This is a genomic window from Streptomyces sp. NPDC001851 (genome assembly GCF_040297165.1).
GTDB lineage: Bacteria > Actinomycetota > Actinomycetes > Streptomycetales > Streptomycetaceae > Streptomyces.
The window spans coordinates 152,449-178,023 of record NZ_JBEOYR010000009.1; the positions used below are offsets into that span (position 1 = coordinate 152,449).

19 protein-coding genes and 1 tRNA gene are annotated in these 25,575 nt (G+C 67.9%); 7 read left to right on the forward strand and 13 right to left on the reverse strand.

Annotated features, from left to right (window positions below; translation table 11 throughout):
* Positions 1–38: 38 nt before the first annotated feature.
* The 6 genes from ABT171_RS15620 to ABT171_RS15645 all read right to left on the reverse strand — a co-directional run bounded on the left by ABT171_RS15620 (position 39) and on the right by ABT171_RS15645 (position 6,254).
* On the reverse strand, positions 39–425 hold the full coding sequence (locus ABT171_RS15620; protein WP_351243865.1) for a hypothetical protein: 387 nt from the start codon (positions 423–425) through the stop codon (positions 39–41).
* Between the two features lie 232 nt (positions 426–657).
* Positions 658–2,391, reverse strand: a complete 1,734-nt coding sequence (locus tag ABT171_RS15625) for a relaxase/mobilization nuclease domain-containing protein (RefSeq protein ID WP_351243867.1) — start codon at positions 2,389–2,391, stop codon at positions 658–660.
* Positions 2,388–2,987 (reverse strand): plasmid mobilization protein, encoded by a 600-nt coding sequence (locus tag ABT171_RS15630; RefSeq protein ID WP_503075356.1) that lies wholly within the window; start codon positions 2,985–2,987, stop codon positions 2,388–2,390. Before ABT171_RS15630 ends, ABT171_RS15625 begins: the two co-directional genes overlap by 4 nt.
* 75 nt (positions 2,988–3,062) lie before the next feature.
* Positions 3,063–4,349, reverse strand: a complete 1,287-nt coding sequence (locus ABT171_RS15635) for a hypothetical protein (RefSeq protein ID WP_351243869.1) — start codon at positions 4,347–4,349, stop codon at positions 3,063–3,065.
* 274 nt (positions 4,350–4,623) lie between these two features.
* Complete coding sequence (locus ABT171_RS15640; RefSeq protein WP_351244136.1) at positions 4,624–5,325, reverse strand: ATP-binding protein; 702 nt, start codon at positions 5,323–5,325, stop codon at positions 4,624–4,626.
* The gene (locus ABT171_RS15645) at positions 5,322–6,254 is read right to left on the reverse strand and encodes a hypothetical protein (protein WP_351243871.1); all 933 of its coding nucleotides are present in this window, start codon (positions 6,252–6,254) and stop codon (positions 5,322–5,324) included. The genes ABT171_RS15640 and ABT171_RS15645 overlap by 4 nt, the downstream gene beginning before the upstream one ends.
* Before the next feature lie 512 nt (positions 6,255–6,766).
* On the opposite strand from ABT171_RS15645, the gene ABT171_RS15650 reads away from it, so the two are divergent.
* Genes ABT171_RS15650 through ABT171_RS15660 form a run of 3 tightly spaced genes read left to right on the forward strand, consistent with a single transcriptional unit; the run spans position 6,767 to position 9,021 of the window.
* The gene (locus ABT171_RS15650; protein ID WP_351243873.1) at positions 6,767–7,024 is read left to right on the forward strand and encodes a helix-turn-helix domain-containing protein; all 258 of its coding nucleotides are present in this window, start codon (positions 6,767–6,769) and stop codon (positions 7,022–7,024) included.
* A 47-nt stretch (positions 7,025–7,071) separates the two neighbouring features.
* On the forward strand, positions 7,072–7,452 hold the full coding sequence (locus ABT171_RS15655; protein ID WP_351243875.1) for a helix-turn-helix domain-containing protein: 381 nt from the start codon (positions 7,072–7,074) through the stop codon (positions 7,450–7,452).
* A 51-nt stretch (positions 7,453–7,503) separates the two neighbouring features.
* Positions 7,504–9,021 carry a LacI family DNA-binding transcriptional regulator gene (locus ABT171_RS15660; protein WP_351243877.1) on the forward strand — a complete coding sequence of 506 codons (1,518 nt, stop codon included), beginning with the start codon at positions 7,504–7,506 and terminating at the stop codon, positions 9,019–9,021.
* Positions 9,022–9,109: 88 nt separating this feature from the next.
* Here ABT171_RS15660 and ABT171_RS15665 read toward each other — a convergent pair whose 3' ends face one another.
* On the reverse strand, positions 9,110–10,684 hold the full coding sequence (locus ABT171_RS15665) for a NaeI family type II restriction endonuclease (protein ID WP_351243880.1): 1,575 nt from the start codon (positions 10,682–10,684) through the stop codon (positions 9,110–9,112).
* A 1,316-nt stretch (positions 10,685–12,000) separates the two neighbouring features.
* On the opposite strand from ABT171_RS15665, the gene ABT171_RS15670 reads away from it, so the two are divergent.
* From ABT171_RS15670 to ABT171_RS15680, 3 genes are all read left to right on the forward strand, one after another.
* Positions 12,001–12,396, forward strand: a complete 396-nt coding sequence (locus ABT171_RS15670; protein ID WP_351243882.1) for a hypothetical protein — start codon at positions 12,001–12,003, stop codon at positions 12,394–12,396.
* The gene (locus tag ABT171_RS15675; RefSeq protein WP_351243884.1) at positions 12,396–13,331 is read left to right on the forward strand and encodes a hypothetical protein; all 936 of its coding nucleotides are present in this window, start codon (positions 12,396–12,398) and stop codon (positions 13,329–13,331) included. Before ABT171_RS15670 ends, ABT171_RS15675 begins: the two co-directional genes overlap by 1 nt.
* 87 nt (positions 13,332–13,418) lie before the next feature.
* On the forward strand, positions 13,419–17,222 hold the full coding sequence (locus ABT171_RS15680; RefSeq protein ID WP_351243886.1) for a CHAT domain-containing protein: 3,804 nt from the start codon (positions 13,419–13,421) through the stop codon (positions 17,220–17,222).
* 523 nt (positions 17,223–17,745) lie between these two features.
* Here the strand turns inward: ABT171_RS15680 and ABT171_RS15685 are convergent.
* The 5 genes from ABT171_RS15685 to ABT171_RS15705 form a co-directional block, all read right to left on the reverse strand.
* Positions 17,746–18,360 (reverse strand): DUF4276 family protein, encoded by a 615-nt coding sequence (locus ABT171_RS15685; RefSeq protein WP_351243888.1) that lies wholly within the window; start codon positions 18,358–18,360, stop codon positions 17,746–17,748.
* Positions 18,357–19,562 (reverse strand): AAA family ATPase, encoded by a 1,206-nt coding sequence (locus tag ABT171_RS15690; protein WP_351243890.1) that lies wholly within the window; start codon positions 19,560–19,562, stop codon positions 18,357–18,359. The genes ABT171_RS15685 and ABT171_RS15690 overlap by 4 nt, the downstream gene beginning before the upstream one ends.
* Before the next feature lie 427 nt (positions 19,563–19,989).
* Positions 19,990–20,063: transfer RNA gene (locus ABT171_RS15695), tRNA-Pro, on the reverse strand.
* Between the two features lie 65 nt (positions 20,064–20,128).
* Complete coding sequence (locus ABT171_RS15700; protein ID WP_351243892.1) at positions 20,129–20,887, reverse strand: Pr6Pr family membrane protein; 759 nt, start codon at positions 20,885–20,887, stop codon at positions 20,129–20,131.
* Between the two features lie 138 nt (positions 20,888–21,025).
* On the reverse strand, positions 21,026–21,949 hold the full coding sequence (locus tag ABT171_RS15705; RefSeq protein ID WP_351243894.1) for a metallophosphoesterase: 924 nt from the start codon (positions 21,947–21,949) through the stop codon (positions 21,026–21,028).
* 142 nt (positions 21,950–22,091) lie between these two features.
* Between ABT171_RS15705 and ABT171_RS15710 the strand changes: the two genes are divergently transcribed.
* The gene (locus ABT171_RS15710) at positions 22,092–22,559 is read left to right on the forward strand and encodes a GatB/YqeY domain-containing protein (protein ID WP_351243896.1); all 468 of its coding nucleotides are present in this window, start codon (positions 22,092–22,094) and stop codon (positions 22,557–22,559) included.
* Between the two features lie 265 nt (positions 22,560–22,824).
* Here the strand turns inward: ABT171_RS15710 and ABT171_RS15715 are convergent, their stop codons facing one another.
* On the reverse strand, positions 22,825–25,146 hold the full coding sequence (locus ABT171_RS15715; protein ID WP_351243898.1) for a transglycosylase domain-containing protein: 2,322 nt from the start codon (positions 25,144–25,146) through the stop codon (positions 22,825–22,827).
* Positions 25,147–25,575: the final 429 nt, after the last annotated feature.

Sequence of the window (25,575 nt, forward strand, 5' to 3'; positions counted from 1 at the left end):
TGTACCCGCCAAGTGGGCCGCCGTGGGTGTGCGGCCTGTTACTTCTCTTCGTACAGGGCGCGGAATTCGAGCGTGTCTTCCGCGGTGACGATCTCGGCCAGGCGTTCGAACTCCGCGTAGTCCTCGTCGGTCATGATGGCGACGGCGTCGCTGACCACGGATCCCTTGGGGAGCTTGGCGAAGTACTTCATGAGCAGGTCGACGAAGGCGTCCTTCATTTCGTCGAGTTCACGCTGCCATTCGTCTTCGAGCTGTATCTGCGCAATCGCGGCGGCCTTTTCCTCCGGGGTGAAGGTGATCAGCAGGTCACGCTCGGCACGGGTGAACGGGCGTCCGTCGCGGTGGTAGGGACGTGTCTTGTCCGGGTGGTTGAGGTCCAACGTGGTGATGAGGAGGACGACTTCGGGGCGAACGGAGGAGGGCATGGGTGCTTCCTTGTGTGGTGTCGTGAGATCGGTTTGTGCTGGCGAGAAGCAGGGTGCTCGCGAATGGGTGGCTGCTGAGCGTGCGCCGGCGGCGGGGGTGCCGCGCGCTTGACTGCGGTGGGGACGAGGGTGCCAAGGGCATGTTGGGGGGCTTCTGGGCACCAATGGTCCGGAGGATCGCCGGTTTGGCCAACCGCCGATCGTCGGCTATGTTTCGCCCGTTTTTCGCTGGTCAGCGCCGTCGGTTGGGGTCGTTCACGGCGCTGGTGGCCGGTCGCGTGACGGGCGCGAGGGGTGCGGTGCGCCGAGTGCCCATCGTGGCCGTTGCGTCGGGGCTTGTGGGTAGGGCCAGCAGGTGGGCACTGCGGCGCAGGCGCCACACGAGGACATCGCTGATGGAGTCGGCGGTGTCGAGCTCACGTCGTCGGGCGGCGTCGGCCAGCAGAACGGCCGGGTCGTGGCCGGCCTTCCGGACGTCGTCGAGGGTGGCGGCCAAGGCGGCCCAGCCGGCCTCGGCGCGGATCCGCTCGGCCAGCTCCGGCAGCACTTGCTGGAGCAGGGCGGCGTGCCGTTGCCGAACACGCGGCGCCAGACGCTGGCCTCGCTGCCGCAGGACAGCCATCGGCTGGGCTGCTGCGTTTTCGTAGGCTGCCCGAAGGTGTTCGGCTGCCTGCTGAGCTGCGGCGGCCTGCTGCGCGTGCTCCTTCTTCGCGTGCCAGTTCGCCGCGGCGATGGCGAGGAAGAAGGCCATGTCGATGAGCATGGCGGTGGTGGCGCCGTCTTCCCCGCGGCCGAGGGCGGTCCCGCTGTGGATGAGGTCGCGGGCGGCCTGGCGCAGGGCGCGGTCGTGCCCGCGTACGGCCCTGATGTGGGAGCGGCTGGCCCGCTCGAATGCGAAGGCCGCCTCGCGCAGCTCCTTGCGGGTGTGGGCGGCGGAGGTCTTGGCCAGCGCGTCCAGGATTTCCCCCGCCGCAGCGAGCTGCGCCGCTGCCGTGCCATCGTCGCCCTGGTCGATGATCAGCAGGGCCTGCCAGGTGGCGGCGCTGGCCCGACGCCGCGCGAACGCCGGACCTGTCACGTCCGGCAGGGCCGGCTGCTCCCGCCCAGAGCCGTCCGCCGAAGTGGCCTCTGCGGTAAGCGACCAGCGTTCGCGGATGCGGGGCAGGGACAGATCGGGGGCGAGCGTGGAGCCCGCGTAGAACACCGGCTCCTTCTCACCGTTGCGGTCATCGGGCAGCGCGACCTTGTAGCCGAGCAGGTCACCTGAGGGCGCGACGCGCTTGCGGATCAGCAGACCGGCGGAGGCGAGCCGGTCGAAGAATTCCTCCTCGCTCGTCGCGCCGGCCACCGCGCGCCGTACGGTCTCCCGCAGCTCCTCGCGCGCGGGGCGCTCCCTGCCGGTGCGTTCGGCCTTGTGCCGCTCGGCGCTGGTGGCCCGCTTGGCGGCGGTGCCGTCCCCGGGCGCGACCTGGTGCAGGCCGAGTTCCTTTTCGATCAGCCGGCACTCGGCCTGGGCGCGTTTACCGGATCGGTGGTGGTTGGGGCGGCGACCGTCCTCGCGGACGAGGGTGGCGATGATGTGGATGTGGTCGTCGGCATGGCGGACGGCTGCCCAGCGGCAGCCGGCGCCATCGCCGGGGTCGATGCCGGTGGCGGCGACCATGCGGCGGGCGATGTCGCCCCACTGCTCGTCGGACAGGATCGGGTCGTCGGGCGCGGTGCGCACCGAGCAGTGCCAGACGTGCTTGCCGGGACGCTGGCCCGCGTCGAGCAGGGACAGGGGCTGGTCGAGGAGGTGCTGGAGGTCCTTCTTCGTGACCGAGGGGTCGCGGCCGGGGTCGGGCGCCATGCCGTCGAAGGAGGCGACCAGGTGCGGGTCGATGTGCTCCTCGTGGGTGCCCTTGCCGTACAGGTAGTGCAGGAGCCCGAGGGTGTTGCTGCCCTGCTGATGGATCCGGGGGATCAAGCCGCCTCGCCCTCCTGCCCGTTGGCAACCCTGTCGGCTGCCCGCTGGACCGCCTGCGCGGCACGCTGCAGGTCGGCGAGGGCAGCGGCGAAGTGCGGTGCGTCGGCACCCGAGTTGAGAGCCTTGGCGATCTGGTTGACGTTGCCGCCCGCCCAGCCGAGCTGACGGCGCACACCGAACAGGGCAGTCAGGATGTCCCGCTCGGTGGCGATGGCCGCTGCGGTGCGGGACTGGTCGCGGGCAGCGGCCAGGGCGGAGTGGGCCATGAACCCGGCCACGCTCATGCCGACGTGGTCGGCACCGGACTGGATGACGGCGAGTTCTAGCTCGTTGAGGCGGACGCTGTAAGCGGGGCGCTGCTTCTTGTCGCGCGGACGCGACTTCCCCTTCCTGGCCTTGCCCTTGCGGCTGGCCTTACCTGGCTGCGGTCCGCCCCCGGTCGCAGCCTTCCCGTCCGGTGCCCCCTGGTGCCGGACGGGCCCCGCCACCCCTGGGGCGGGGTCGGGTTCGGGCGCTCCCCCTACGGGGGAGTGTCCGGACCTCCAACTTGCTGTGCTCGGGGCGGGGGTGGTCGGCAGGGATTCCTCATGGGGCATGGGGTCTTCGTGGTGCGGGGTGTGCATGGGGCCCTTCGGGTCGGGGTCTGGTTGGGAGCGCTGGTGCTGCGGGGATCAGCGGGGTGGATCGCCGGCTGCGGTTTTGAGCTGGGTTTTGAACTCGCGGACGATTCGTCCGACGTCGTCGCTGGAGACGGTGTAGCCGGCGGCGCGCAGAGCGTCCTCGACCCGGTCGCGTCCGACGCTGCTGGTCTCCTCGTAGATGCGGCGGGTGTGCTTGAGGATGACCTCGTCGGAGGCACGGGATCTCCCCGCGTCGCGTTTCTTCCGGGCAGCCGCCTTCCGCTCGCGCCTGCCCGACACGCTGCCCGAGCTGCTGCCCGTCGGCGCCGGGTCTTCTTCGGCTTCTGCCCGTGCGGGCAGCCCGGGCCCCGAGTGGGAGGGCTGCGGGCGGGCAGCAGGAGGCACCTCGTCGTCACCCGGGTCTGATGGGTGTGGGCGGGCAGCGTCCTCTGCCTGCGGCTGCGGTTCCCGGCGTGCGGAGCGCGGGCGGCTGTGCCCGGATTCAGGTGCGGGAGACGAGGCCGGGATGTGCCAGCGCGGAGGCAGCGTGATGGAGGCGAGGCTGATCGCCTGCTTGCGGGTGGCGAGCTTGCGCAGCAGCAGCTCGTCCTGGAGCGGATCGCCGTCGACGCCGGCCCGCTCCAGGGCCACGTGCAGGCGTTCCGTCAGGCGTCGTTGCCGCCGCTTGCCGCGCTGTCGGTCGGTCATCGACTCGGCGCGCAGGATGAGGGCGACGGCTTCGCTCAGCGCGCGGTCGCGGATGAGGCGGGCGGCGTCGGCGTCCTGGTCGGCGATGCCGAGCCGTGCCAGCAGGCGTTCGCGGGCCTGGCGGACGAGGACGGCGGCCAGGCCGCGTGAGGCGGCGTCGGGGGCGCGGTGGCGCAGCTCGATGCCCATGGCCAGGTGCCACAGCATCGCGGCCATGACGGGGCCGACGAAGGCTCGCACGGTGCCGCCGACCAGCCCGGACTCGGCGTAGGCGGGCAGAACCTGGACGGTGGTGATGACCCAGGTGAGGGTGCCGGGCAGGCCGGGGGCCTGCTTCGGGCCGTTGAGGTTCTGCCGGGCCATCAGGGCGGTGGCGAACAGGGCCAGCTCGGCGGCGGAGAACATCGCGACGCGCTCGGCGGTGCCGCCCATGTCGAGGTAGTCGGCGGCGAACCGCCAGCTGGTGTCCGCGCTGTAAGCGGTACAGCCGAGCGCGGCCACCGCCGCGACCGGCACTGCGGCGGTCCCACGCCAGCGGGTGGTGTGATGCGGCCGACGGCGCTGCTGGCGGATCAGCCATCCGGCGAGCAGGCCGAGCAGCACGGGCGGGATGAGGAACGCCACGGTCATCACCGGGGAGGTGGCCCAGTCAGGGAGGAGCGGCGTGCCGCTGATCCGTATGGCGAGGGGGACGGGGCTGAGAGGAGGCAGGAGGGGGCTCCAAGGCGTCGAGGATTGAGGGCGAAGGGCGAAGGGCGAAGGGCGAAGGGCGAAGGGCGAAGGGCGAAGGGCGAATCGACGGAGCGCTGAGCGACCGCCTACGCGAGTGGCTGGCGCGGGCAGGGCTGGTGTGAGCACACGTGATGCGGCGGGGGCGGCCAGGAGTGGGCGCTGAGGCGGCCAGTCAGGCGGCGGGCGCTGTGCGGCGTCGTCGGTCGGGGCCGTCGAGGATGACGCGCTCCGTCATCTCGGCGAGGCGGGAGGCGACGCGGTCACCGAGGGTGACGCGCAGTTGCTCCATCGGAAGGTTGGTGGTGATGAGGGTTGGGAGCATGTGCTCGTACCGGTGGTTGATGAGCCGGTAGGTCAGCTCCTCGGTCCATTCGCTGGTCTTGGCCGCGCCGAGGTCGTCCAGGAACAGCAGCGGGCAGCGCGCCAGGGTCTGCAGGTCACGTTCGGCGTCGTGGCCGGCGCGGGGGCGCAGGCGCGCGTGGAAGTCGGCGGTGGTGGTCGCTTCCCAGCGCAGACGGACCCCTCGGGCGAGCAGGGTGCGGATGGCGCCGTACGCCTGGTACGTCTTGCCCGTGCCCGTTGGGCCGGCGATCAGCAGCGACGGGCCCTCAGCGATGCCCGGCCCACCGGGGCCGGGGCGTCCGGCGCGGGCGACACCGTCGGCCCAGGCGGTGACCTTCGGGTGGTCGGCCAGGGCTCGGCGGTAGCGGGCGGGGATCCTGGCGTCGGCGAGTTCCAGCGCGGTGACGGGCTCGGCGTGTCCTTCCTCGACGGCGGCGGTGGCGAGGTCGATGCCTCGACTGGCAAGGATGCCGTTGAGCCGGTCGGCGAGCGGGCCGACCCGGTGGGGCTCGCGGGTGAGGGTGGCGGTCAGAGGTCACCTCCGTAGGCGGCTTCGACATCGGCGGGGTTTGTCCACGCCCTGTGGACAACCGGCGCGGCGGGGGCCGCGTTCATGGCCTCGTGTACGAGGCTCGGCAGAGTGCTGGGGTGCAGGCCCTTGGCGCGGTGCCGTTCCAGGCCGGCCCGGATGTGGGCGGGGGCGATGCCCTCGACGAGCAGCTTGCGCACCTCGCGAGCGAGATGGCCCAGGACGTCCTTGGGCGGACGGTGTGTGCAAGCGGCGGTGTACTCGGCGATGAGCTCGTTGGCCGAGACGGCGTGGGGTGCGGGGGCGCTCGCGCCCCCCGAAGGGGTATTTCCTAGATCCATGATCCTAGGTCCTAGATCCGGACGCTGAGGGGTCACCGCTCCCTCACTGAGCCCTCCACGCCGCCTCACGGAGCGCTCACTGAAATCGCCCTGACCTGCTGTTTCGTTATCGGTGACCGGATTCACCGCAGGCTCGCGTATTCGCCCGGAGCCCTCACGGAGGGCTCCGTGAGGCTGCGGTGCGGGCTCCGTGATGCCGACTCCCGCAGTCGGCGCTTCGACGCCGGGAGCGGTGCGAGCTGGCGTGTCGTGGTGCGGGCAGGCGGGAAGGCGGCTCGCGCTGGGGCGATTGATCTTCTGATGCTGTCGCCAGGTGACGATGTGCAGGTAGCGCTTGTCGCCCGGGCCCTTGTAGCGGCATATCAGCCCGGCGTCGGCGAGCTGGGCGAGGTCCTGCTCGACAGCGCCAGGCGTGTGTTCCGGGCGCAGTACCCACAGCTGCCCGGCGATGATCGCGGCGTGGTCGCGGTGCCGGCCCTGGTCGTCAGCCTGGGTGAGCAGGCCGAAGAAGGTGCGCTCGGCGGTCAGGGAGACGGCGGCCAGGGACTCGGAGACGAAGGCTTCCGGCTTGATAGTGCGGATTCGTGCCAAGAGGGGCGGTCCTCACTCGGTGGCCGGTGGGCTGGATGCCCACGGTTCACCGTCGGTCGGGGGCGGGTCGGGCGTGAAGGGGCTTGGGATGTCTGGCCGTTGACGCGGGAGCGTTGATGGCCGCTCGCGCTTTCCGGGGTGTCGTCAACATAGCCACACCCAGGTCGCGCAAGTCCAGCCCTATCCGGCGCAATCTCTCACGGCAGAAATGCCGCCGGAAATCGAGTCGGAGAGGGCGGTGCGAAAACCGTAGGGCACGATCGGCGGTTGACCAAATAGTTGCCCCACGTCCCGAGCCAGAAGGATCACATCGGGAAGCCGTTGACGTCCTGCGAGTGACGAAGCTACAACACAACACCCCACGTCAGAGAGGGTCTCTGGGTGTCGGGTCCCGTTCGGGGATCTGGCCTTGCGCAGTACCCCGACCGCCTCGCTCATCGATTGAGCGCGGCGCAACATAGCCGACGATCGGCGGTTATCCAAACCGCCGAATGCGCGCTACAACTGGAGCTATGGCAGCACGATCTCTGGAAATAGGACCCACAGGATTGGCGGTGGCCCGCACCATCGAAAACCTCCGCATCGAACGCGGCCTTGGGCAGCGCCAACTCGCGGCGCGCTGTACCGCCTTCGGCCGCCCTATGTCCAACACGATGCTGTCCCGCATCGAACTCGCCAAGCGGCGATGCGATATCGACGACCTCGTCGCCATCGCCGCAGCCCTGCAGGTGTCACCCGCCGCCCTCCTCCAGGGGTCGGGCGCCGCCTGAGCCGCCCACGCAGCCCTCCCCGACTTCCCGACCAGGAGCCGCCCCCCTTGCACCGATCCACGCCCGCGCTCGTACCCCACAGACCGTCCGACGCCCCTCCGCCCCGCCTCTACCGCCCCGAGGAGATCGCCGACACCCTCGGATGCTCGGCCTGGTGGGTCAAGGACCGCGCGCGACGGCGCCTGATACCGCACACCCGGGTCGGCCGCGCCTACCGCTTCACCGCCGAGCATCTCGCAGAGATCATCCGCCTCTACGAGCAGCGGCCGGCCCAGCCCACGCAGGCAGTCGCACGGGCGACCGAGCCGCTCTCCGAGCCCGGTACGCAGACCGGCGCCGCGCAACCTCGCCGCCCTGTCGTTGCGCCGGCGACCCGCCTGCGGGCCCGCCCGCCGCGTCGACAGCAGCAGTACGGCACTGTCGCGTGACCCGATCGAATCTGCCGTAGCCGAGGACAAGGAAGAGGGGGACAGCGGAACTTGGGTTTCGCGGAGAAGCGCGGAAACTACTGGCGCGGCCGGTACAAAGTCGCGCCCGGCAAGCACAACACGGTCGTCGACGAGACCGGCAAGGCGATCAGGTTCGTCACCAAGGGCGAGGCCCAACGGGCAGCGGCTGAGGCCGAGAACAAGTACCGTCGCGGCGACTGGCGCGACCCGGCCCTCGGCCAGGAGACCTTCGGCGAGTACGCGAACCGCTGGTACGAGGCCCAGGACCTGGCGGCCTCGACCATGCAGAACTACAAGCGCCACATCGAGGAGCACCTCCTCCCTGAGTTCGAGGTCAAGGCGCTCGCCGGCATCCTGCGCACGGACGTCGATCTGTGGGAGAAGAAGGAGAAGGCCCTCTATGCCGCCTCCAGCGTCAAGACCTGGCGCTCGACGCTCCACCTGATCTTCGAGGACGCGATCGACGAGGGCCTGATCACGTCCAACCCGGCTGCTCGCCGGCGCGGACGGGGTAAGCGCGCCGGCCGCTCCCGAGACCGTGGTCCGGAGAAGGTGGTCACCGACGCGCTCGGCATCCTGCTGACCGCCGAGCGCGCCGCCCTGCTCTCCGGTCGCGACGACGAGTTCGTCGCCGTGGTCCTCAAGGGGTACACCGGCATGCGCTGGGGCGAGATCGTCGGCCTGGAGACCGCGTTCGTCCGCCCTGGAGCCGTCCGCGTCGAGTGGCAGCTGTACGAGCTCGACACAGGGGAGCTGGTGCGCTGCCCACCGAAGGACGACAGCTACCGCACCATCGACTCGATGGACTGGCTGTCCGCGCTGGTCGCCAACCACATCGCCCGCACGAAGCCCAAGCCGTGCCCCTGCCACGGCAAGACCTACGTCTTCCGAGGACAGGGCGCGGCCCGTACCGGTGGTTACCAGGGCGCGAAGCTCGTGGACGTCGCCCGTCGTGCCGGCGTTTCGACCGGCACGGTGTCCAACGTGCTTAACCACCCGGAACGGGTCACCGAGGCCACGCGAGAGAAGGTCGAGCAGGCCGTCGCGGACCTGGGGTTCGTGCGGGGCGGGGTCGTGGCGGAGCATGCCGCCCACTGGCGCAGGAACGGTTTCGCGACCTGGCTGTTCACGCCGGCGGTCTCCGGCTGGTACCCGAAGAAGGCGCCACAGGAGCCACGGCCGGTGCCCTTGCTCGGCGAGCCGTGGCCCGGTGTCCCGGCACGGGGGCGGGGTGCCAGCGATCGGGCCGACGCCTGCTGGCTCCCGATAGCCAAGGGGCTTACGCCCCACGGCCTTCGCCACACCCACCGGACGATGATGGAGGACCTGGGAGCCGAGAAGGTGCTCATGGACGAACGCATGGGCCACATCGACGGCTCGGTCTCGGCGCGCTACGCACATGTCACCCCAGGCATGCGCAAGCGCCTCATGCTCGGGCTGACCGAGCGATGGGAGACGGCGCTCGACGTCCGTCTGGCACTGTGCTCGACGTCGCCAGTGGGCGTGCTTAACGATCTGCTGCGCGCCCGCGCGGTCGCCGTACGGTAGCTCCATGGTGCCCTGCAACACTGCTTTGGAAGGCCCTGTCCGTTCGCTTTAGGTGCGTTGGCGGGTGTCCGCCAACGCCTCCCACTCGTCAGCGCAGTGTGGCGACCGAGGGAGCCATCTCGACAGGGTCGTCTGGTCCGGCCACGGTCCACACCTCGTCGGACAGGGTGATGCTGGGAGCGTCGCCGTGGTGGGGACGCCGACGGGTGACTCTTCGGCTGACCCATTCACCATTGCGCGGCACTGGCAGACCGAGGGTACGGGCGATCTCAACCTGCTGGCCGGTGCCTCCGAGCAGGAGAATTCCTTCTCTGCGCAGCCTCTCCCGGGCGGTTCGGACCAGCTTCGGGCTGTCTGCGGTCAAGGAGACGGTGGAAACGGTGGTTCGGTTGAGTATCCGGCCCTGCACGAGCCTGAAAAGGTTGTTCGCCCGGGCCTGGCCACCGCGCTCGCTCACGTCGGCGGTGAAGATCTGCGCGCGAAGCGACGCTGGAAGGTGGAGCAGGGTGTTCTCCGGCAGGTGTGCGTCGTGAAACAGCCAAACGACGGCTTGCCGGCCTGCGGCCGATAGCGTGCGCTTGAAGTCGCGGTTGGCTGCCTTGCTGAGGTGGCCGGGTTCGATGCGGATTAGTCCGAGACTCCAGTTGGAGCGCTGGTCGTTGGCTGACACGAGCAGGCACACCCTGCCGACCTCGCCGGGTGTGATCGTCCATGTCGAGCCCGTGGTGAATTTCAACGCCACATCCTGGCGTCCGATCAGGAGATCGGTCTCCCGGCCAGGCTGCAGTCTCCAGGCTGCCATGAGCTCGTGGGTGACCTTGGCGCCGAGGTAGGTCTTCTCTGCCTTGCCGAGCGTGGCCAGGTCGAACCGTCCCGTCCGCCGTCCGTCGAGCACGCTGTCGAGTGCGTTGCGCAGGGCGGCCGCTGTCGTAGCCTCGAAGTCCGGCATGTCACGCAGGGCATCGGTGACTATCGTGACGTCGGAGGGCTCATACCTGTATCCAGTTCCGGCGTCAGTGGCGGAAGAAGGAGCGTCGGCCTCGGCTGTGATGTCGGCGCGCACTAGGGGAACCGGTGCGGCGCTTGCCTCCGGAGAGAGTCGGGTTACGGTGGTTGGCTCGTCCTGTGCGGAGCCGACCCGCGCAGTCGGGGTTGGGCGCTCGGCGGCGCGCAACCGCTCACGCAGGGCTTGTAGTTCCTTCTCCCTACGCTCCAGACGGCGCTCCATCCGTTCCACCTTGTGGCGTAGCACGCGGTTCTCCCGCAGCAGGTCAACGAGTTCCGGATCCTGCCTTCCGGACGCCGGCTTCTGCGATGTTTGGGGACTGTCGCCTGCCAGCACTGCGCGTGCGTCCAACAAGTGCTGCCTGACCTCGTCGGCCATGGCTTCCTTACGCTCTGGCGGAGCGAGCACCGCAATGATCGAGTAGATCAGTGAGGCGTTGTTCTGGAGCCCTCTACCCCGGAGCCGATCCGAGAGCACTTGATACGAGGGAGGGCGCGGGCCTTCGCGGTGCTCGGTCAGCAGGAGTTGCTGGAGTCCCTTCAGGTGGAGGCCGCTGCTATCGACCAAGTCCCGCAGCAGCCCGACTATCTCCCGCATGGGCGTGCTGAGATCCGGTTCCGGCTCTGACCACTGACCGCCCCTCTTCCGGCGTTTCATCCCCCGCCCCCGGCTCCTTGGATCTTCTTGAAGGAGCATTCAATCTATCTGATCGGAAGATCGAACTTCCGCGCCTCCATGGACGTCCGACACCGTGGTCACTCCAACCAGGAATCACCACGTGAGAAGGAATGTCGATGCGTCAGCGCACGGCCGATCTCTGCGCCCTCGCCATCATCGTTGCCGCACCTGCAGGTCTGATCGCCTTGAACCTTTCCTCCGATCAGGTCATCGCGAGTACCTCCGCAACGGCCGTCCTCTACTCTGCCTGGCGCCAGGGCGGAGGAACGCCGCCGTCGCCGGATCCTCGGGGAGGGCGTGGGGCTGGCTCTGACCCCGCCTCCGGCTCCGGAGCGGCGCAGGGGTCGGGAGCCGGCCCGGGCCACGGAGGCTCTCCGGATGAGGAGTAAGCCACCGCACCTAGCTCTCGTGCCTGGGCATTCATCGCTGGCGGCTGCGCAAGGTGCCTGCGCGCTCGCCAGTTCATGGCAGTAGTCGCGTTTGTTGTCGGTCCGATGACCACGTTCTTGCAATCATGCTCACGGTGGCTGGCTGGCTCGCTGGACAGCAGGTCATCGGGCTTCGTCCATGGACCGTCGTCTGCTGGCACAACCCTCACAAACACGAGATCTGCTCGCCTGGCAAACCAAAACGGGTCGACGCCTCCCGGAGGTTCGCGCTGGGTCGAATCGCTACGTCGCGCGCTCGCCGGCCCCCTGTGACCTGCCTGGCACCGCCTCCGCGTGAGAGGAGCGGGAGCCGCCTGGGAGCCGGATCCCGAAGTTGGCTCCCAAACGGCTCCCAAGATTGGCCCAGGAACCACTCAGGGGCTTGATCCACTCGGTGGATCAAGCCTCTGACCTGGTGTTTCTCTGTCGGGGTGGCGGGATTCGAACCCACGACCTCTTCGTCCCGATTAAGGTTTGATCACGTTGGCCACCTGCTGCGAAGGGTATATGTCCAGGTCAGAGGGCTGGTGGCGAATGGTCTCGAGTGGTGTCGCGGCGGCTCTGGGAGAAGATCTTCTCCCAGATTTCTCCCAAAGTGGCAGAGTGACGGCATGGCGGTTGCTTCAGTCGTCGCGTTACGAAGGTGAATTTGCGCGGTGCGGCATGCCGTCAGCGGCAGCGTGGCGTGTGGTGCACTGCCGCTACGCATCGCTCGCGCAGAGGAGATCGGCTGAACCGTCCTTTCAAGGACCTCGATGCCTCTCTGCTCTGCCCGAGGGAGTTGGCCGAACTCGCGCGTGTGCCTGCACATTTGGAGCAAGAATGGCGGCCTGATGGATCAACAAGGCGCAGGGGGCGGAGTTCTGCATGACGAGCCAGGTGGAAGTAGGCGGTATGAGGATCGCCAAGGCGCTGTCGTACGTGTGTGGGCATCGGGGCGAACTCGCCACGCTGCTTGACAAGGACGACGCCGCCTTGCGGGCTGTCGAAGCCGCAGTCGGCAGGCCGCCCGCGGACGACGTCTCGCTTACTCCTCTTCTGGACGCCTTGCACGCAGCGGTTCGACGCGCAGGCGACCCGTCCGGGGTGTATGGGGGAACGGGCCGCAGCGTGATGCTGGCCGGTGTTGCTGATCTGGACGTCGTGTACCGGTGTCCCTTGCAGCTGTGTATCGGTCGATCCGGTCAGGAAGTGGACGACGACGTGCCACGCTGCCAGTTGGCCCCCGGCGAGACGGCGCTGATTCGGGAGAGGCTCCCGTAGTGGGAGGGCTGCTCAGTGAACTCAGCAAGAAGCTGGCCGAGCGGTGGCTGACTCTCCTCGTACTCCCAGGCGCGCTCTACTTGGCGGTCGCCGCAGCCGGACACAACCTCGGGCAGAGCGCCGCGCTGGACGTGCGGCGGCTTTCTTACGTGATCTCGGACGCTGCCCGGGCTCCCCAGGTGGCCACGGTAGGCGGCCAGGTCGTACTGCTCGCTGCCATCCTGGCTGGTGCGGCCTCCACCGGTCTGGCCGCCCAGTCTCTCGGCTCCGTTGTGGAGCGCGTGGCCCTGGCTGCCGACTGGGGCGCATGGCCGTGGATGTTCGGCGAGTTGGCCGAGCGTCACGTGGCACGCCGACAGCGTCGCTGGGACGAGGCACGGGCAGAGTACGAAGACCTACGGCTTCTGGAACGCGCTCCGCGACCGGCTGACCGCCCCAGGCCCCGGGAGCGTCACCGCATGGCCCACAGGTGTGAACGTATCTCCGTGGAGCGGCCTGAACGGCCGACCTGGAGTGGTGACCGGATCCACGCCATCACGGTCCGGCTGGACCGAGACGCACATGTCAATCTCCTCACCCTCTGGCCACACCTCTGGCTCGTGCTGCCGGAAGAGATACGCGGTGAGATCGGCAGAGCCCGCGCCGCGTTGACGCGAGCTGCCGTCCTTGGCGGTTGGGCCCTGCTCTATCTGCCTCTGGCCTGGTGGTGGTGGCCCGCGGCGCCGCTCGCCGCCACGCTGGTGGTCATTTCGGCACGTCGCCTCCGTACCGCCTCGGACACCTACGCCACGCTGCTGGAGGCATCCGTGCGCCTTCACCTGACGGACCTGGCCGACAAGCTGCGCATCGAGGAACAGCCGATGGGTCCTCTGCTTGGTGGCGCGGTCATGCGACGGTTGAGCAGCCCGGCGCCTGCGGCGGAACCGGCTTCGTGAGCTCCGTCGAATTCAGCGGCTCGCTTCGGCGACCTGGACAGTGCAGCAATCAGACCTATCGGAGACCGGGAAGTGACAGGACGGTTCATGCAGGGGCGCGAGCAGGACTTCGCAAGGGAACGCGAACTGGAGCAGCGGATTGCCGTAGTGGGGTTACGGCTCGAACGACTGGCCCGCGAACAGGACCTTCGTGTGGCGCTGGAGCCGGCAGCACTGGTCGAGGCCCGCCAACTTGCCGCAGTACTCCGAAACGACGAGTCCGACCTGGAAGGTCATTACGTCCTCGGTTGGTTCCACGCCTTCAGGTACCGGGCACTTCCCGAAGGGGCTGGGCAGCGGGACAGAGAGGAAGCGGTCGCGAAGTTCACGCCCTGCTTCGTGTTCGGCGCAGATGAGGAGGAGCTGCCGGACGAACTCCTTCCAGATGTGGCCCAGCATGCGCTTGGGTTCGTCTGGAGGATCCAGCAAGGGATGGACGCTTCGCCGAGCCCGGTGCTGCGCGCAAGAGTGACCGATCTCCTGCGGCGCATCGCGGCCGCTATCCCTCATGGCGAAAGCGAGCACGCGGAAACGCTGTCCAATCTTTCCGTCATCCTGAAGTCCCACTTCGCCGCGGGGGGCGAACCAACGGACTTGGACGCGGCGATCGACGCTGCCCGGGGCGCGGTGGAAAGCACGACAACAGGGCACCCGAACCAGCCGGTCATGCTGTCCAACCTGTCAGGTGTGCTGATGGAGCGCTTCACCCATACAGGTACGGCGGCGGACCTGGACGATGCGATCGAGACTGGCCGACTGGCAGTCCAAGCTGCCGCGGGCTCCCCTGCCCACCGGGCTGGCGGACTCAACAACCTGGGCACCGCGCTGAAGACCAGGTTCACCGAGAGAGGCATCCTGTCGGACCTGGACGCGGCGATCGAAGCCTTCCAGGAAGCGTCAGACCTCTGTGCTGAAGAGCAAGACAAGGCAGGGGTTCTTCACAATCTGGGGATCGCCTGGAGGGACCGATATGAAAGCACCGGTGTGCTGGCGGACCTGGAGAACGCGATCGAGTGCTGCCAGGCCGCGGTCGAGACGGCCCCCGGGGAACATCCTGCGCGCTCCATATTCCTGTATGGGCTCGGCGGCATCGCGCTGACTCGTTTCCAGCGCACCGGTGAAACAGCCTATTTGGACCGATCCGTCAACACGTTCCGGGAAGCTCTGGCGATGCTTCCGCCGGGGCACCGGGCTCGTGGGCTTCGTCTCTCCGGCCTGGGGCAAGCTCTCCTGGCGCGATATCGCCTTGGTGGCGACAGATCCGACCTCGATGCGGCAATAGAAATGAACCGCGCTGCCTCCCGGGAAGTCACCCCGCACCAGACCGAGTTCAACGCGGTTCTCAACAACCTGGCCATCTCCCTCGGGCAGCGTTTCGAATGCACTGGTGATATGGCCGACCTGGACGAGGCGATCAGTGCCAGTCGCGCTTCCGCTCAGGCCACCGCGGACGGTCACGTCGACCGGCCGACCCGTCTGTCCAACGTCGGTCTGATGCTGTGGACTCGGTTCAAGCACACCGGGGCATTATCGGACCTGGATGCCGCGATCGCGTTCGCGCACAAAGCTGTGAATACGGCGCCCCGTGAGCACTCCGCCTTGGCGGCGATGCTGTCCAATCTCGGCACAGTGTTGTTGCAACGTTACGAACGGAACGGGGACCTTCGAGACCTCGACGAGGTGATCCGAAGAAAGCGCGAGGTCCTCGACATTGTGGATGCAAGCAGTCCTGACCGCCCTCGCTTCCTTGCGAATCTGTGCACCGCCCTGCACGCCCGTTTCCAGCGCACTGGAGGCTTTGAGGACCTGGACGGCGCGGTCGCGGCGGGACATGATGCGACCGCCACCGTTCCGTCCCACCACCCTGAGCGCCCGAGGTACTTGTCCTTGCTGGGAGGTGTGCTGACCGCCAGGTTCGAGAAGACCGGGGCTGTAGTGGATCTGGATGACGCGGTGGTTGCGTGCCAGACCGCGCTCGACATCTCGCCCGCGGAACATCCGGAGCGCGCCGACTACCTATTCCAGCTCGCGACGGCCCTGCATCGCCGGTATCAGCGGACTCACTCGCGACACGACTTCGATCGCGCCGTGGCCGTCCATATGGAAGGCGCCCGAGCCGACGGGGCCAGGCCCTCGATTCGGATTCGGGCCGCTCACGCAGCGGCCTCAATGACCGGACAGCAGGATCCTGATCTCGCAGCCGATCTCCTGGCAGGTGCCGTACACCTGCTGCCCGAAGTGGCAGACCGCCGGCTGAGCCGCGGTGACCAGCAGCACGCCATGGGCAAGTGGTCCGGGCTGGCCGGAGACGCCGCGGCACTGGCTCTTGCTTCTCACGAAGGCACACCCACTGATCGGGCAGTGCGGGCACTGCAATTGATTGAGGCGGGCCGCGGCGTCATCCACAGCCAGGCGCTGGACATGCGGAGTGATCTCGCAGAGCTTCGCGAGTGCCATCCCGACCTGGCCCATCGCTTCGAGGTACTTCGGGACGAGCTCGACCGGCCCATAGAAATGGCCTCCCTCACGGAGCCCGAGGGGCATGCCAGCGCCGCCGTACGTGCGGTCGATGCCGAGGAGCAACGACGCAGCCGCGCCGACCAACTTCAGGCCACGCTGGACAGCATCCGAACGCAGGACGGATTCGCCAGCTTCGCTCGTCCCCCCGCTGTCAGTGAGCTCCTGGCACAAGCCACCTCCGGCCCGGTGGTGAGCTTCAATGTCAGCCACTACCGCAGCGACGCACTGCTGTTGACGTCCGATGGAATCGAGTCCCTGAATCTGCCCGACCTCACGTATGACCTCGTCATTGACCAGATACAGACCTTCCACAGGGCCCTGGAAACCGTTGCGGATCCGCGCACATCGCCCCTCACTCGAAAAGAGGCGCAATCGACGCTTCACGCTGTTTTGGAGTGGCTGTGGGACGCGGCGGCCGAACCGGTCTTGCGTAGCCTCGGTTTCGCCGGTGAGCCCTCTCCCGGAGAGCCGTGGCCCCGCGTCTGGTGGGCACCTGGCGGGCTCCTCTCACTGCTACCCCTCCACGCTGCCGGCCGTCACTCCGAGCCGCCCCGGGCGGGCTTGAGAGACAGGGAACCGCCGACAGTCATGGACCGTGTTGTCTCCTCGTACACCACCACCATCCGCGCACTGCACCACGCACGCCGTCATCTCACCTCCGCGCCGACTGTGAGCCGATCACTGATCGTGGCCATGCCCACAACCCCGGGCGTCCAAGGCCGCCTGGACCACGTCTCGGAAGAAGCCGCCCTGCTGTGCGGCTTGCTGCCTGAGCCGACGCTCCTTATGGAGCCGGACGCAGAGGCTGAAGACGGCATGACCGTCCCTGGGCCAGAGACACGACCGACCAAGGCGCGGGTCCTGAAGGCCCTCTCCGATTGCGGGATCGTTCATTTCGCGTGCCACGGTGCCCACGACCCCGACGACCCGTCCCAGAGCCTGTTGCTTCTGCACGACCACGAACGTGATCCGCTCACGGTGGCGAGCCTTGCAGAAATGAGGATGGACTCGGCCCAACTGGCCTACCTGTCAGCGTGCCGAACAGCGTTCATGGAATCCGTGGAGCTGATCGACGAGGCCATCCATCTCACATCGGCCTTTCAGCTCGCGGGTTTTCCCCACGTTATCGGCACTCTCTGGGAGATAAACGACGAGGTGGCCTCGCATATGGCAGCTGATTTCTATGCTGAGCTCGGCGGGGACACCGACCAGCATGGTGACCTCGACACGGATGCAGCGGCTCGTGCTCTGCACCGCACCGTGCGTAAGGTCCGTGATCGATATCCAAAGTCCCCCTACCTCTGGGCGGCCCACCTGCACGCCGGGATCTGAAAGCGGGCGGTGCCGCGGCTGCTGAGCCGCGGCACCGACGTGAACATCGCTGCCGATGCCGCGAGCACCTTGGCACACGACTGGATGCGCGTGCGCGGTGATCGGGTGTTCGTGACACGGATCTTCCGAGACGGACACGCAAAGACTCGCCAAGGCTACGGCCCACACTGCGGTGGTCGGGGCCCGGCCAGGCGGAGGCCCGACTGATTAGGCCCCGGTCCCTGAGCGCGCCGGCCGTCGTGGCGAGCTCGGGGCTGCCTGACGTGACGGGGTCCGTTCCCTCCCCGATGCGGTTGAGGAGTGCGAGCTGCCTGTCATTTAACGGAGACCATCGGTGCATGGCGATCGTCGTACCGTCTGTGAGCTCCTCGGTACAAGCCGTGGTCACGATTCTCCTGCCTACCTGTGGTTCATAGCAGGTGCGGACAGCATCGCGACACACAGAGAGCTGCTTGGGAGCAGTCGCTGCGGGCAGCTTCACATGATCAGGCGTCAGCCCGGACCAGCTCAGCATCGGCAGCGATTAACGATCCCAGTGTCCCCCGTGGGTGCGCTCCAGCAGACATTCGACGGCATGAACCATGCGCCGAAAGGACCTGCTTCTGGATTTCGCAGCGTTCAAGTCGATCAGTGCGGAAAACTTTGCCTGATGGAGCGTCTCCTTGTAGGACTCGCACATCATCGCCTCCAACTGGCTCTTCGCTCCTCTCCTTGCTTCCGGGTCCGCTGGTGCGGATGCGTCGTCGCGGACCGCTGGATGACTGCGGAGTGAGTCGGCTGCGGCAAGAAACCAGGCTTCGTATTCATGGCGAGCGATCACCACCTCGACGGGGACAGTTACCAAGCCGGTCTCTGGGGCCAGTTGACGGGCAAGCTCAACCGGGCAGTCGACGTCATCGTCATCGCCGTCTCGCAGTACGAGGACACCACCGGGCCCTTTGACACGCGCAGCCTGCACACGAACTGCCTTGGCCAATTCGTCGGATTTGCGCATCTTGCTTGAGTCGAGACGGAACGGTGGTGCGACCTCTGTCCAGGTCCCGCACAATTCGAGGGCGATGCGGGAGATGAGCTCGCGTACTGCCTGGACCTCGCCGTGGCCTTCAACGATCGGAGCCACGACTGCGGTGAGAGTCACCGATGCACCCCCGACTGCGATTCAGTGGCAGCAGCGGGTAGCAACTGATCGTTTCGGAGGAGCTCGCCGGGGGTGTAGAGCTGTTCCCGGAGCGCAAGCACTCCTGCTTCGTCCAGTTGACCGATCTTGGTCTCGCCGGCGATCGAGCGGACAGCTCGCAGCTCGGAGAGATCGAAGTCATGGCGATCGAGAAGATCAGGACTGTGACTAGTAACGATCACTTGGCGCCGTTCGCTGGCGTCACGCAGCGCGTCGAGGAGCACGCCTGCTGCCGCTGGGTGCAGGGCGCTTTCTGGCTCCTCGATACCTACGGTACTCAGAGTGCTGCCTGTACCAGCGAAGAGCGAGACGAGCACGCCGAGAGCACGTAGCGTGCCGTCGGAGACCGACTGCGCCTGAAAACGCCAAGGATTCTTGGCGCCCGGTACTTCCTGGGCAAATTCCAGGGTCTCCCAGTTTCCCAACTCAGAACGGGCCACGCCGTGCATGCCAGGGACGATAAGTTGCAAATAACTCTCGATGCGTGCTTTGTCCTCCCGGCCACGCGTGCTGCGCTGTAGGCGATGCAGGACGCTGGCGATGTTGGAGCCGTCACGATGAAGGAACTCGCCGGAGTCAGGCGTCTGAGGCTGGCGTATTACGTCCGGGTTGAGACTGAAGACGCTGATGCCCGCCAGCCCATCGTAGACAGGCCGGAACGCCTCTAGGCCGGCGGCTGTCACCAGGTACAGGCGTTGGTCGCTAACCGGGGGCATGACGGGCTCGGACTTGTCGGTTAGCACACCGTTATCGACACGGAATCCAGCATCGGCGTACCTATTGCCTTCGTCTTGCCGTGCGTCGTACCAGACACCGCAGTACTCCCGGGAGATCCGGAACCCGCCACCTTTGACCGCAGCAACTTCGAAGCCGTACTCGCCCTGGTACTCCGGACCCCGGAACTCCAGGTCGATCGAGAAGTGGGTTGGATGACCTGTGGACCTCCTCCGTACTTCAGCCACGCCTCCACGGCTCCGCAGAGCCTGGTCGAGAGACGTCTGGAGAGACTCGGAGAGCAACCGCAAGGCATCGAGGAAGTTGCTCTTGCCAGAACCGTTCGGTCCGACGAGTAGTAGCAGCCTGCCCAGTTCGACGTTGGCCGCAGCGATGCTCCGATAGTGCCTCAGCCGGACGCGAGTAAGCGAGAAGTAGTTGTCCTGCATGCGATCAGTTTGGCAGCAAGGCATCTAGGTTTCGGGATCGCTGGCAGGTACTCAGCAACTGCCTGCATCCCCGAAGGGGTAGCGCTGATCGCTGACGGACGGCGTGTTCGCTCCCCGGGGTCTTGTAAACAGCAGCCTGCGCCAGGCTTCGTCCTCAGGATCCCGGTGGCTGCCGAGAAGGCCAGCGACGCCGATCCGCTGCCTGCGCGGGGTGCGGTGATCGTGACTTGTCAGCGCCCGCCGAGCGGCCAGGGGCTTGGTAATCATGGCCACGGCGAAAGAGGCGGGACGCTAGTCGAACGATCAGGGAGCCGTTTGGGAGCCACTGTGCGAAGTCGGCTCCCAAACGGCTCCCAGGACGACCCCTCGAACCACTCAGGGGCCCGACCCGCGATGCGGATCAGGCCCCTGACCTGGTACTTCACTGTCGGGGTGGCGGGATTTGAACCCACGACCTCTTCGTCCCGAACGAAGCGCGCTGCCAAGCTGCGCTACACCCCGGTGTCGCTGCTCTCGCGGCGACGACGTTTACTTTAGCCCACCGGTGGCTGTAGGCGAAATCCGGTTTAGACCCGGCGGCGGACCGGGGTCGGGCGGGTGTGGTCCAGGGCCACGAGGAGGACGGCGAGGGCGTGGATCCCGACGCCCAGGAGGAGGGCGTTGGCCAGGGTGCTTCGGTAGCTGTGGGCGGCCGCGTCCAGGAAGGGGTACAGGTAGCGGGAGGGGTCCGAGGGGGCGAGGAAGGCCGCTCGGGTCAGGGAGAAGGCCAGGTAGGCCAGGGGGTAGAGGAGCCAGGCGGCCGTCTGGCGCAGGTGCAGCCGGGCCGCGGGCGTCAGCAGCAGCCAGTCCAGCAGGGCCGCCGTCGGCGCCACCGTGTGCAGGAGCTGGAGGGTCGTCCACTGGGCGTGCCAGCGTTCCGGGGCCGTCGTCGCGCCGGTCATGGAGAACGGGGGCGTCGTGTGGGCCAGGAGCAGGTGGTAGACGAGTGCTGCGACCAGGGCGTAGAGGAGTGTGGCGCCGGTCACGGCGGAGGGCAGCGGCCTGCGGGCCCGGCCGGCCCTGGACGCCGACAGGAGCATGACGACGGCCAGCAGGAGGTTGGCCTGGACGCTGAAGTAGCTGAGGGTGCGGGCCGGGGTGCCCAGCAGGAGCTCCAGGGCCACGCCGGCCGCGGCCGTCAGGGCGGTCAGCAGGCGGAAGAGGGCGACCGTGGGGCGGCGCACCGGCGCCACCACCGCCGTGGCCGGGACCGGGGTGGGCAGCAGCAGGGGCGGGCCCGGGACCGCGGGCAGGTCCGGGAGATCCCTGGGTATCGGGGCCGTCATGCACCTGACGCTAGGAGCAGGGGAGGGGTGGGGCCATTCGGCGTAGCCCGGACGGGTGTGCTTCCACGTGGCTCCGGTAGGCAGGTCATGCCCCGGACTTCCGTTACTCCGGACGGCCCCGCACCTCGCGGGTCCGTGCTACCGCCCCACCAGCGTCAGCAACGTCGCCTCCGGCGGGCAGGCGAAGCGGACCGGGGTGTAGCGGTTGGTGCCGCAGCCTGCCGAGACGTGGAGGTAGGAGGTGCGGCCGTCCGCCGTGTGGGTGGAGAGGCCCTTCACCCGGTCCGTGTCCAGGTCGCAGTTGGTGACCAGCGCACCGTAGAAGGGGATGCACAGCTGGCCGCCATGGGTGTGGCCGGCCAGGATCAGGGGGTAGCCGTCCGCCGTGAACGCGTCCAGTGTGCGCAGGTACGGGGCGTGGACCACGCCGAGCGAGAAGTCGTACGACCCCGACGGGCCGCCCGCCACCCGGGCGTAGCGGTCGCGCTTGATGTGCGGGTCGTCCAGGCCGGTCAGCTCGATCGAGACGCCCTCGACCTTCAGGACACCCCGCGTGTTCGTCAGGTTCAGCCAGCCCGCCTCGTCGAAGCCGTCGCGCAGGTCCTCCCACGGGTTGTGGATCGCGCCGACCGCCGGCGGGTTGCCGTTCAGACCGTGGCGGCCGCTCGTCTTCTCCAGCAAGTAACGGGCGGGGTTGCGGAGTTTGGGGCCGTAGTAGTCGTTGGAGCCGAAGACGTAGGCGCCCGCGAACTCCATCAGGGGGCCGAGCGCGTCCAGGACCTCCGGGACGCCCTCGGGGTCCGAGAGGTTGTCGCCGGTGTTGATCACGAAGTCGGGGCGCAGGCCCGCCAGCGACTGCAGCCACCGCTGCTTCTTGCGCTGGCCGCTCACCATGTGGATGTCGGAGACCTGCAGCACGCGCAGCGGACGTATCCCCGGCGGGAGCACCGGGACCGTCACTCGCCGCAGGCGGAAGGAGCGGGCCTCGAAGCCCGCCGCGTACGCCAGCCCGGCGGCGCCTGCCGCCATGATTCCCAGGGGTACTTTGTATCGCGCGCGCATACGCCCATCGTGTCAGACCCCGGCGGTACGGTGAGACCGGTCGCCCGGTCGGCGTTCCGGGGCCACGAGCATGGGCCACAGTGTGCCGGCCTCCCTTAAATCAGCGGGCGTTCGGGCCGGCACACCTGCGACAATCGACCGCATGACCACCACGCTCAAGTCGAAGCTGCAGGACGACCTCAACGCCGCGATCAAGGAGCGCGACGAGCTCCGCTCCTCGACGCTCCGGCTGACGCTCGCCGCGATCACCAAGGAGGAGGTCGCGGGCAAGGAGAAGCGGGAGCTCTCCGACGACGAGGTCCTCAAGGTGATCACCCGTGAGGCGAAGAAGCGCCGCGAGGCGGCCGACGCCTTCGCGCAGGGTGGTCGTGCCGAGTCGGCCGAGCGGGAGAAGGCGGAGGGCGAGGTGCTCGCCGAGTACCTGCCCAAGCAGCTGTCCGACGAGGAGCTGAACGCGATCGTCGCGCAGGCCGTGGAAGAGGCGAAGGCGGCCGGCGCCGAGGGGCCGCGGGCCATGGGCGCCGTCATGAAGATCGTGAACCCGAAGGTGGCCGGTCAGGCCGAGGGCGGCCGCGTCGCCGCCGCGGTGAAGAAGCTGCTTCAGGGCTGAGAGACAGCAGGAACCCCTTCAGGGCTGAGAGACAGCAGAAGCTGCTTCAGGGCTGAGAGACAGCGACGGCGGTACCGCAGGAGGCACCGCCGGCTGGACACAGCGATACGGCCGGAGGCACAGTCCGCATCGGCTGAGGGCACAGCGATACGGCTGGGACTACAGCGATACGGCGGCGGGGCCGCGCCCTTCTCGCGGAGGGTGCGGCCGCGTATGTGCTTCTCGTGAAGGGACGGCCCGTACGCGTGCCCTCAGCCGCCTGCCCTCACCCCCGTCGGCCCCCGTTCCCGTTGCCGCCGCCGTTGCCCTGACCCTGGATGAAGTTGCCCGGGAGGGAGAAGGTCGGCTTCGGGACGGTGCCGCCGATGGTGCCGCCGATCGTGTCACCCGTTCCGCCGTCCGTCGGGCCCCCGCCCGTCAGACCGCCGATCAGGCCGCCGATCCCGCCCGTGCTGTCCCCGTTCTTGCCGCCGTGCTTCTTCCCGTGCCCGTGTCCCTGGTCGTCCCCGGTGTTGTCGTCGGGGATGTCGATCAGGTGGAAGTCCTCGTCCGGCTTGCCCTCCAGCGCGCCGGTCATCATGTCGCGCCAGATCGGGCCGGGTACCTCGCCACCGAACACCTTGTCGTGTGGCACGCCGCCGATGGTGATGTTGATCATCTTGCGCTTGTGCTGCGGGTCGCCGACCCAGACCGCACCGGCCATGTTCGGGGTGTAGCCGACGAACCAGGCCGCGAAGCGCTCGTCCGTCGTACCGGTCTTGCCCGCGCTCGGGCGGTCGCCGAGCCCGGCCTCCTGGCCCGTACCGTCCTCCACCACGCCCTTGAGGAGCGTGCTGATGGTGTCCGCGGTCTTCTCCGACATCGCGCGTGAGCAGGTGGTCTTCGGCACCGGAAGGGACTTCACCTGGCTGCCGATCTTCTGGGTGATCGACTCGATGGCGACCGGGGTGCAGTACATACCGCGCGAGGCGAAGGTGGCGTACGCGTTGGCCATCGTCAGCGGCGACATCTCCTGCGTGCCGAGCGCGATGGACGGAGCCTGGTCGATCTTGCGGCCGTCCGCGCGCTCCACCCCCATCTTCTTGGCCATGTCGATGACCGGGCAGATGCCGATGTCGCTGATCAGCTGCACGTAGTAGGTGTTGACCGACTTGGCGGTCGCCTCCTTCATGCCGTACGGGCCGTGCTCCGACTCGTTCTCGTTCTTCAGCTTGGCCGGCTTGGTCCGGCTGTTGTGCCAGACCCGGCCGTTGCACGCCTGCACGGGGCTCGGGTACGGCATCTCGTACGGCGACGAGTACTCCTGCGTCGGGGGCTTGCCGCCCTCGATCGCGGCCGCCGCGACGATCGGCTTGAACGTCGAACCGGGCTGGTAGCCGGCGCCGCCGCCCATGTCCGAGTTGACGGAGAGATTGATCTGCGTCTCGTTCTTGCCGAAGCCGTACGGGCGGGACTGGCCCATGGCGAGGATCTTGCCGGTGCCCGGTTCGACGATGGCCGCGGCCGTCGCCACCTCGTCGGACTTGTAGACGTGGTCCTTGATGGACGCCTGTGCGGAGTCCTGCGCCTGCGGGTCGAGCGTCGTACGGATCGTCAGACCGCCCTGGTTCCAGAGCTTCGCCCGGGCTTCCTTGGTGGTGCCGAAGACCGGGTCGTTGAGGACGGCGTCGCGTACGTAGTCACAGAAGAAGCCGGCGCCGCGGACCGCGGTGATGCAGCCGTTCTTGGGCCGGCTGGGGTGCAGCCCGAGCGGCTTCTCCTTGGCCTGGTCGGCCTCCTTCTGGGAGATGTCGCCGAGCTCCGCCATCCGCTGGAGCACGACGTTGCGCCGCTTGGTGGCCTCGGCGTCGTCGTTGACCGGGTCGTAGCGGCTCGGGGACTGCACGATGCCGGCCAGCAGCGCCGATTCCTGGAGGTTCAGGTCCCTGGCGTGCTTGGAGAAGTAGCGCTGGGCGGCGGCCTCGACGCCGTAGGCCTGCTCGCCGAAGAAGGTGATGTTCAGGTAGTTCTCAAGGATCTTCTTCTTGCCGAGCTTCTCCTCGGTCTGGATGGCGTACTTCAGCTCGCGGATCTTGCGGCCGAGCGTCTGCTGGGTGGCCTCGGCGACCTTCGTCGGGTCGTCGCCGGCCTCCTCGATGAAGTAGTTCTTCACCAGCTGCTGGGTGAGCGTGGAGGCGCCCTGCGCGACACCGCCGCTCTGCGCGTTCTTGTTCAGGGCGCGCAGTACGCCCTTGAGGTCGATCGCGCCGTGCTTGTAGAAGCGGGAGTCCTCGATCGCGACGATCGCCTTCTGCATGTACGGCGAGATGTCCTTGAGTTCCACCACCGTACGGTCACGGGAGTAGACGCTCGCGATCGGCTTGCCCTGGTTGTCCAGGATGGTCGTGCGCTGACTGAGCTGGGGGCTCTTCAGGTTGGCCGGGATCTCGTCGAAGCTCTTGACCGAGCCCTTGGCCGCGAGGCCCAGCGCGCCGGCCGCGGGCAGCGCGATGCCCGCCATCACGGCTCCGGCGAGCACACTGACACCGAGGAACTTGGCGGCCTGCTGCGTTGGCGACAGACCACCGCCCGAGCGCTTCTTTGGCATGGGGGCAGCCTAATCCGTACTCATGAGCGTTCCGAGGGAGCGGCTCTCCCTCGGGATGTTCGGGTGCCGGATCGTGACGGCAGCGCAACCTGACCTGCCTACGTTTCCATTTCCCGGACGCGCGCGCAGGCCTTGGCCTAAGCTGCTCTCAACTGTCACAGCAGTGCGGCCACGTATCAATACGTCCGGCGACCCCGAATCGTTCCGGAGGTACCCCGACTTTCGACGGGGACGTGCCCGAATCCGCCTCGTGTGTCACCTGGCGCCCGATGTGACGCACCACGGAATTCCCGGTTTGCCGGGATGATCACGCATGTCACCAGCTCACTCCCCCGGGTGATCTGCCGCTTACCCATAGTCCGTTCGGACCATTCAAGATTGGGCCCGAAGGGGGTGTTGCGCTGTGCCCACCTTCCGTAACGTCCTCAA

Coding starts and splice junctions, on each gene's coding strand:
- ABT171_RS15620 (WP_351243865.1), bottom strand. CDS start 425: ATGCCCTCCTCCGTTCGCCCCGAAGTCGTCCTCCTCATCACCACGTTG.
- ABT171_RS15630 (WP_503075356.1), bottom strand. CDS start 2,987: ATGCCCCATGAGGAATCCCTGCCGACCACCCCCGCCCCGAGCACAGCA.
- ABT171_RS15635 (WP_351243869.1), bottom strand. CDS start 4,349: ATGACCGTGGCGTTCCTCATCCCGCCCGTGCTGCTCGGCCTGCTCGCC.
- ABT171_RS15650 (WP_351243873.1), top strand. CDS start 6,767: ATGGCAGCACGATCTCTGGAAATAGGACCCACAGGATTGGCGGTGGCC.
- ABT171_RS15665 (WP_351243880.1), bottom strand. CDS start 10,684: ATGAAACGCCGGAAGAGGGGCGGTCAGTGGTCAGAGCCGGAACCGGAT.
- ABT171_RS15670 (WP_351243882.1), top strand. CDS start 12,001: ATGACGAGCCAGGTGGAAGTAGGCGGTATGAGGATCGCCAAGGCGCTG.
- ABT171_RS15680 (WP_351243886.1), top strand. CDS start 13,419: ATGCAGGGGCGCGAGCAGGACTTCGCAAGGGAACGCGAACTGGAGCAG.
- ABT171_RS15690 (WP_351243890.1), bottom strand. CDS start 19,562: ATGCAGGACAACTACTTCTCGCTTACTCGCGTCCGGCTGAGGCACTAT.
- ABT171_RS15700 (WP_351243892.1), bottom strand. CDS start 20,887: ATGACGGCCCCGATACCCAGGGATCTCCCGGACCTGCCCGCGGTCCCG.
- ABT171_RS15705 (WP_351243894.1), bottom strand. CDS start 21,949: ATGCGCGCGCGATACAAAGTACCCCTGGGAATCATGGCGGCAGGCGCC.
- ABT171_RS15710 (WP_351243896.1), top strand. CDS start 22,092: ATGACCACCACGCTCAAGTCGAAGCTGCAGGACGACCTCAACGCCGCG.
- ABT171_RS15715 (WP_351243898.1), bottom strand. CDS start 25,146: ATGCCAAAGAAGCGCTCGGGCGGTGGTCTGTCGCCAACGCAGCAGGCC.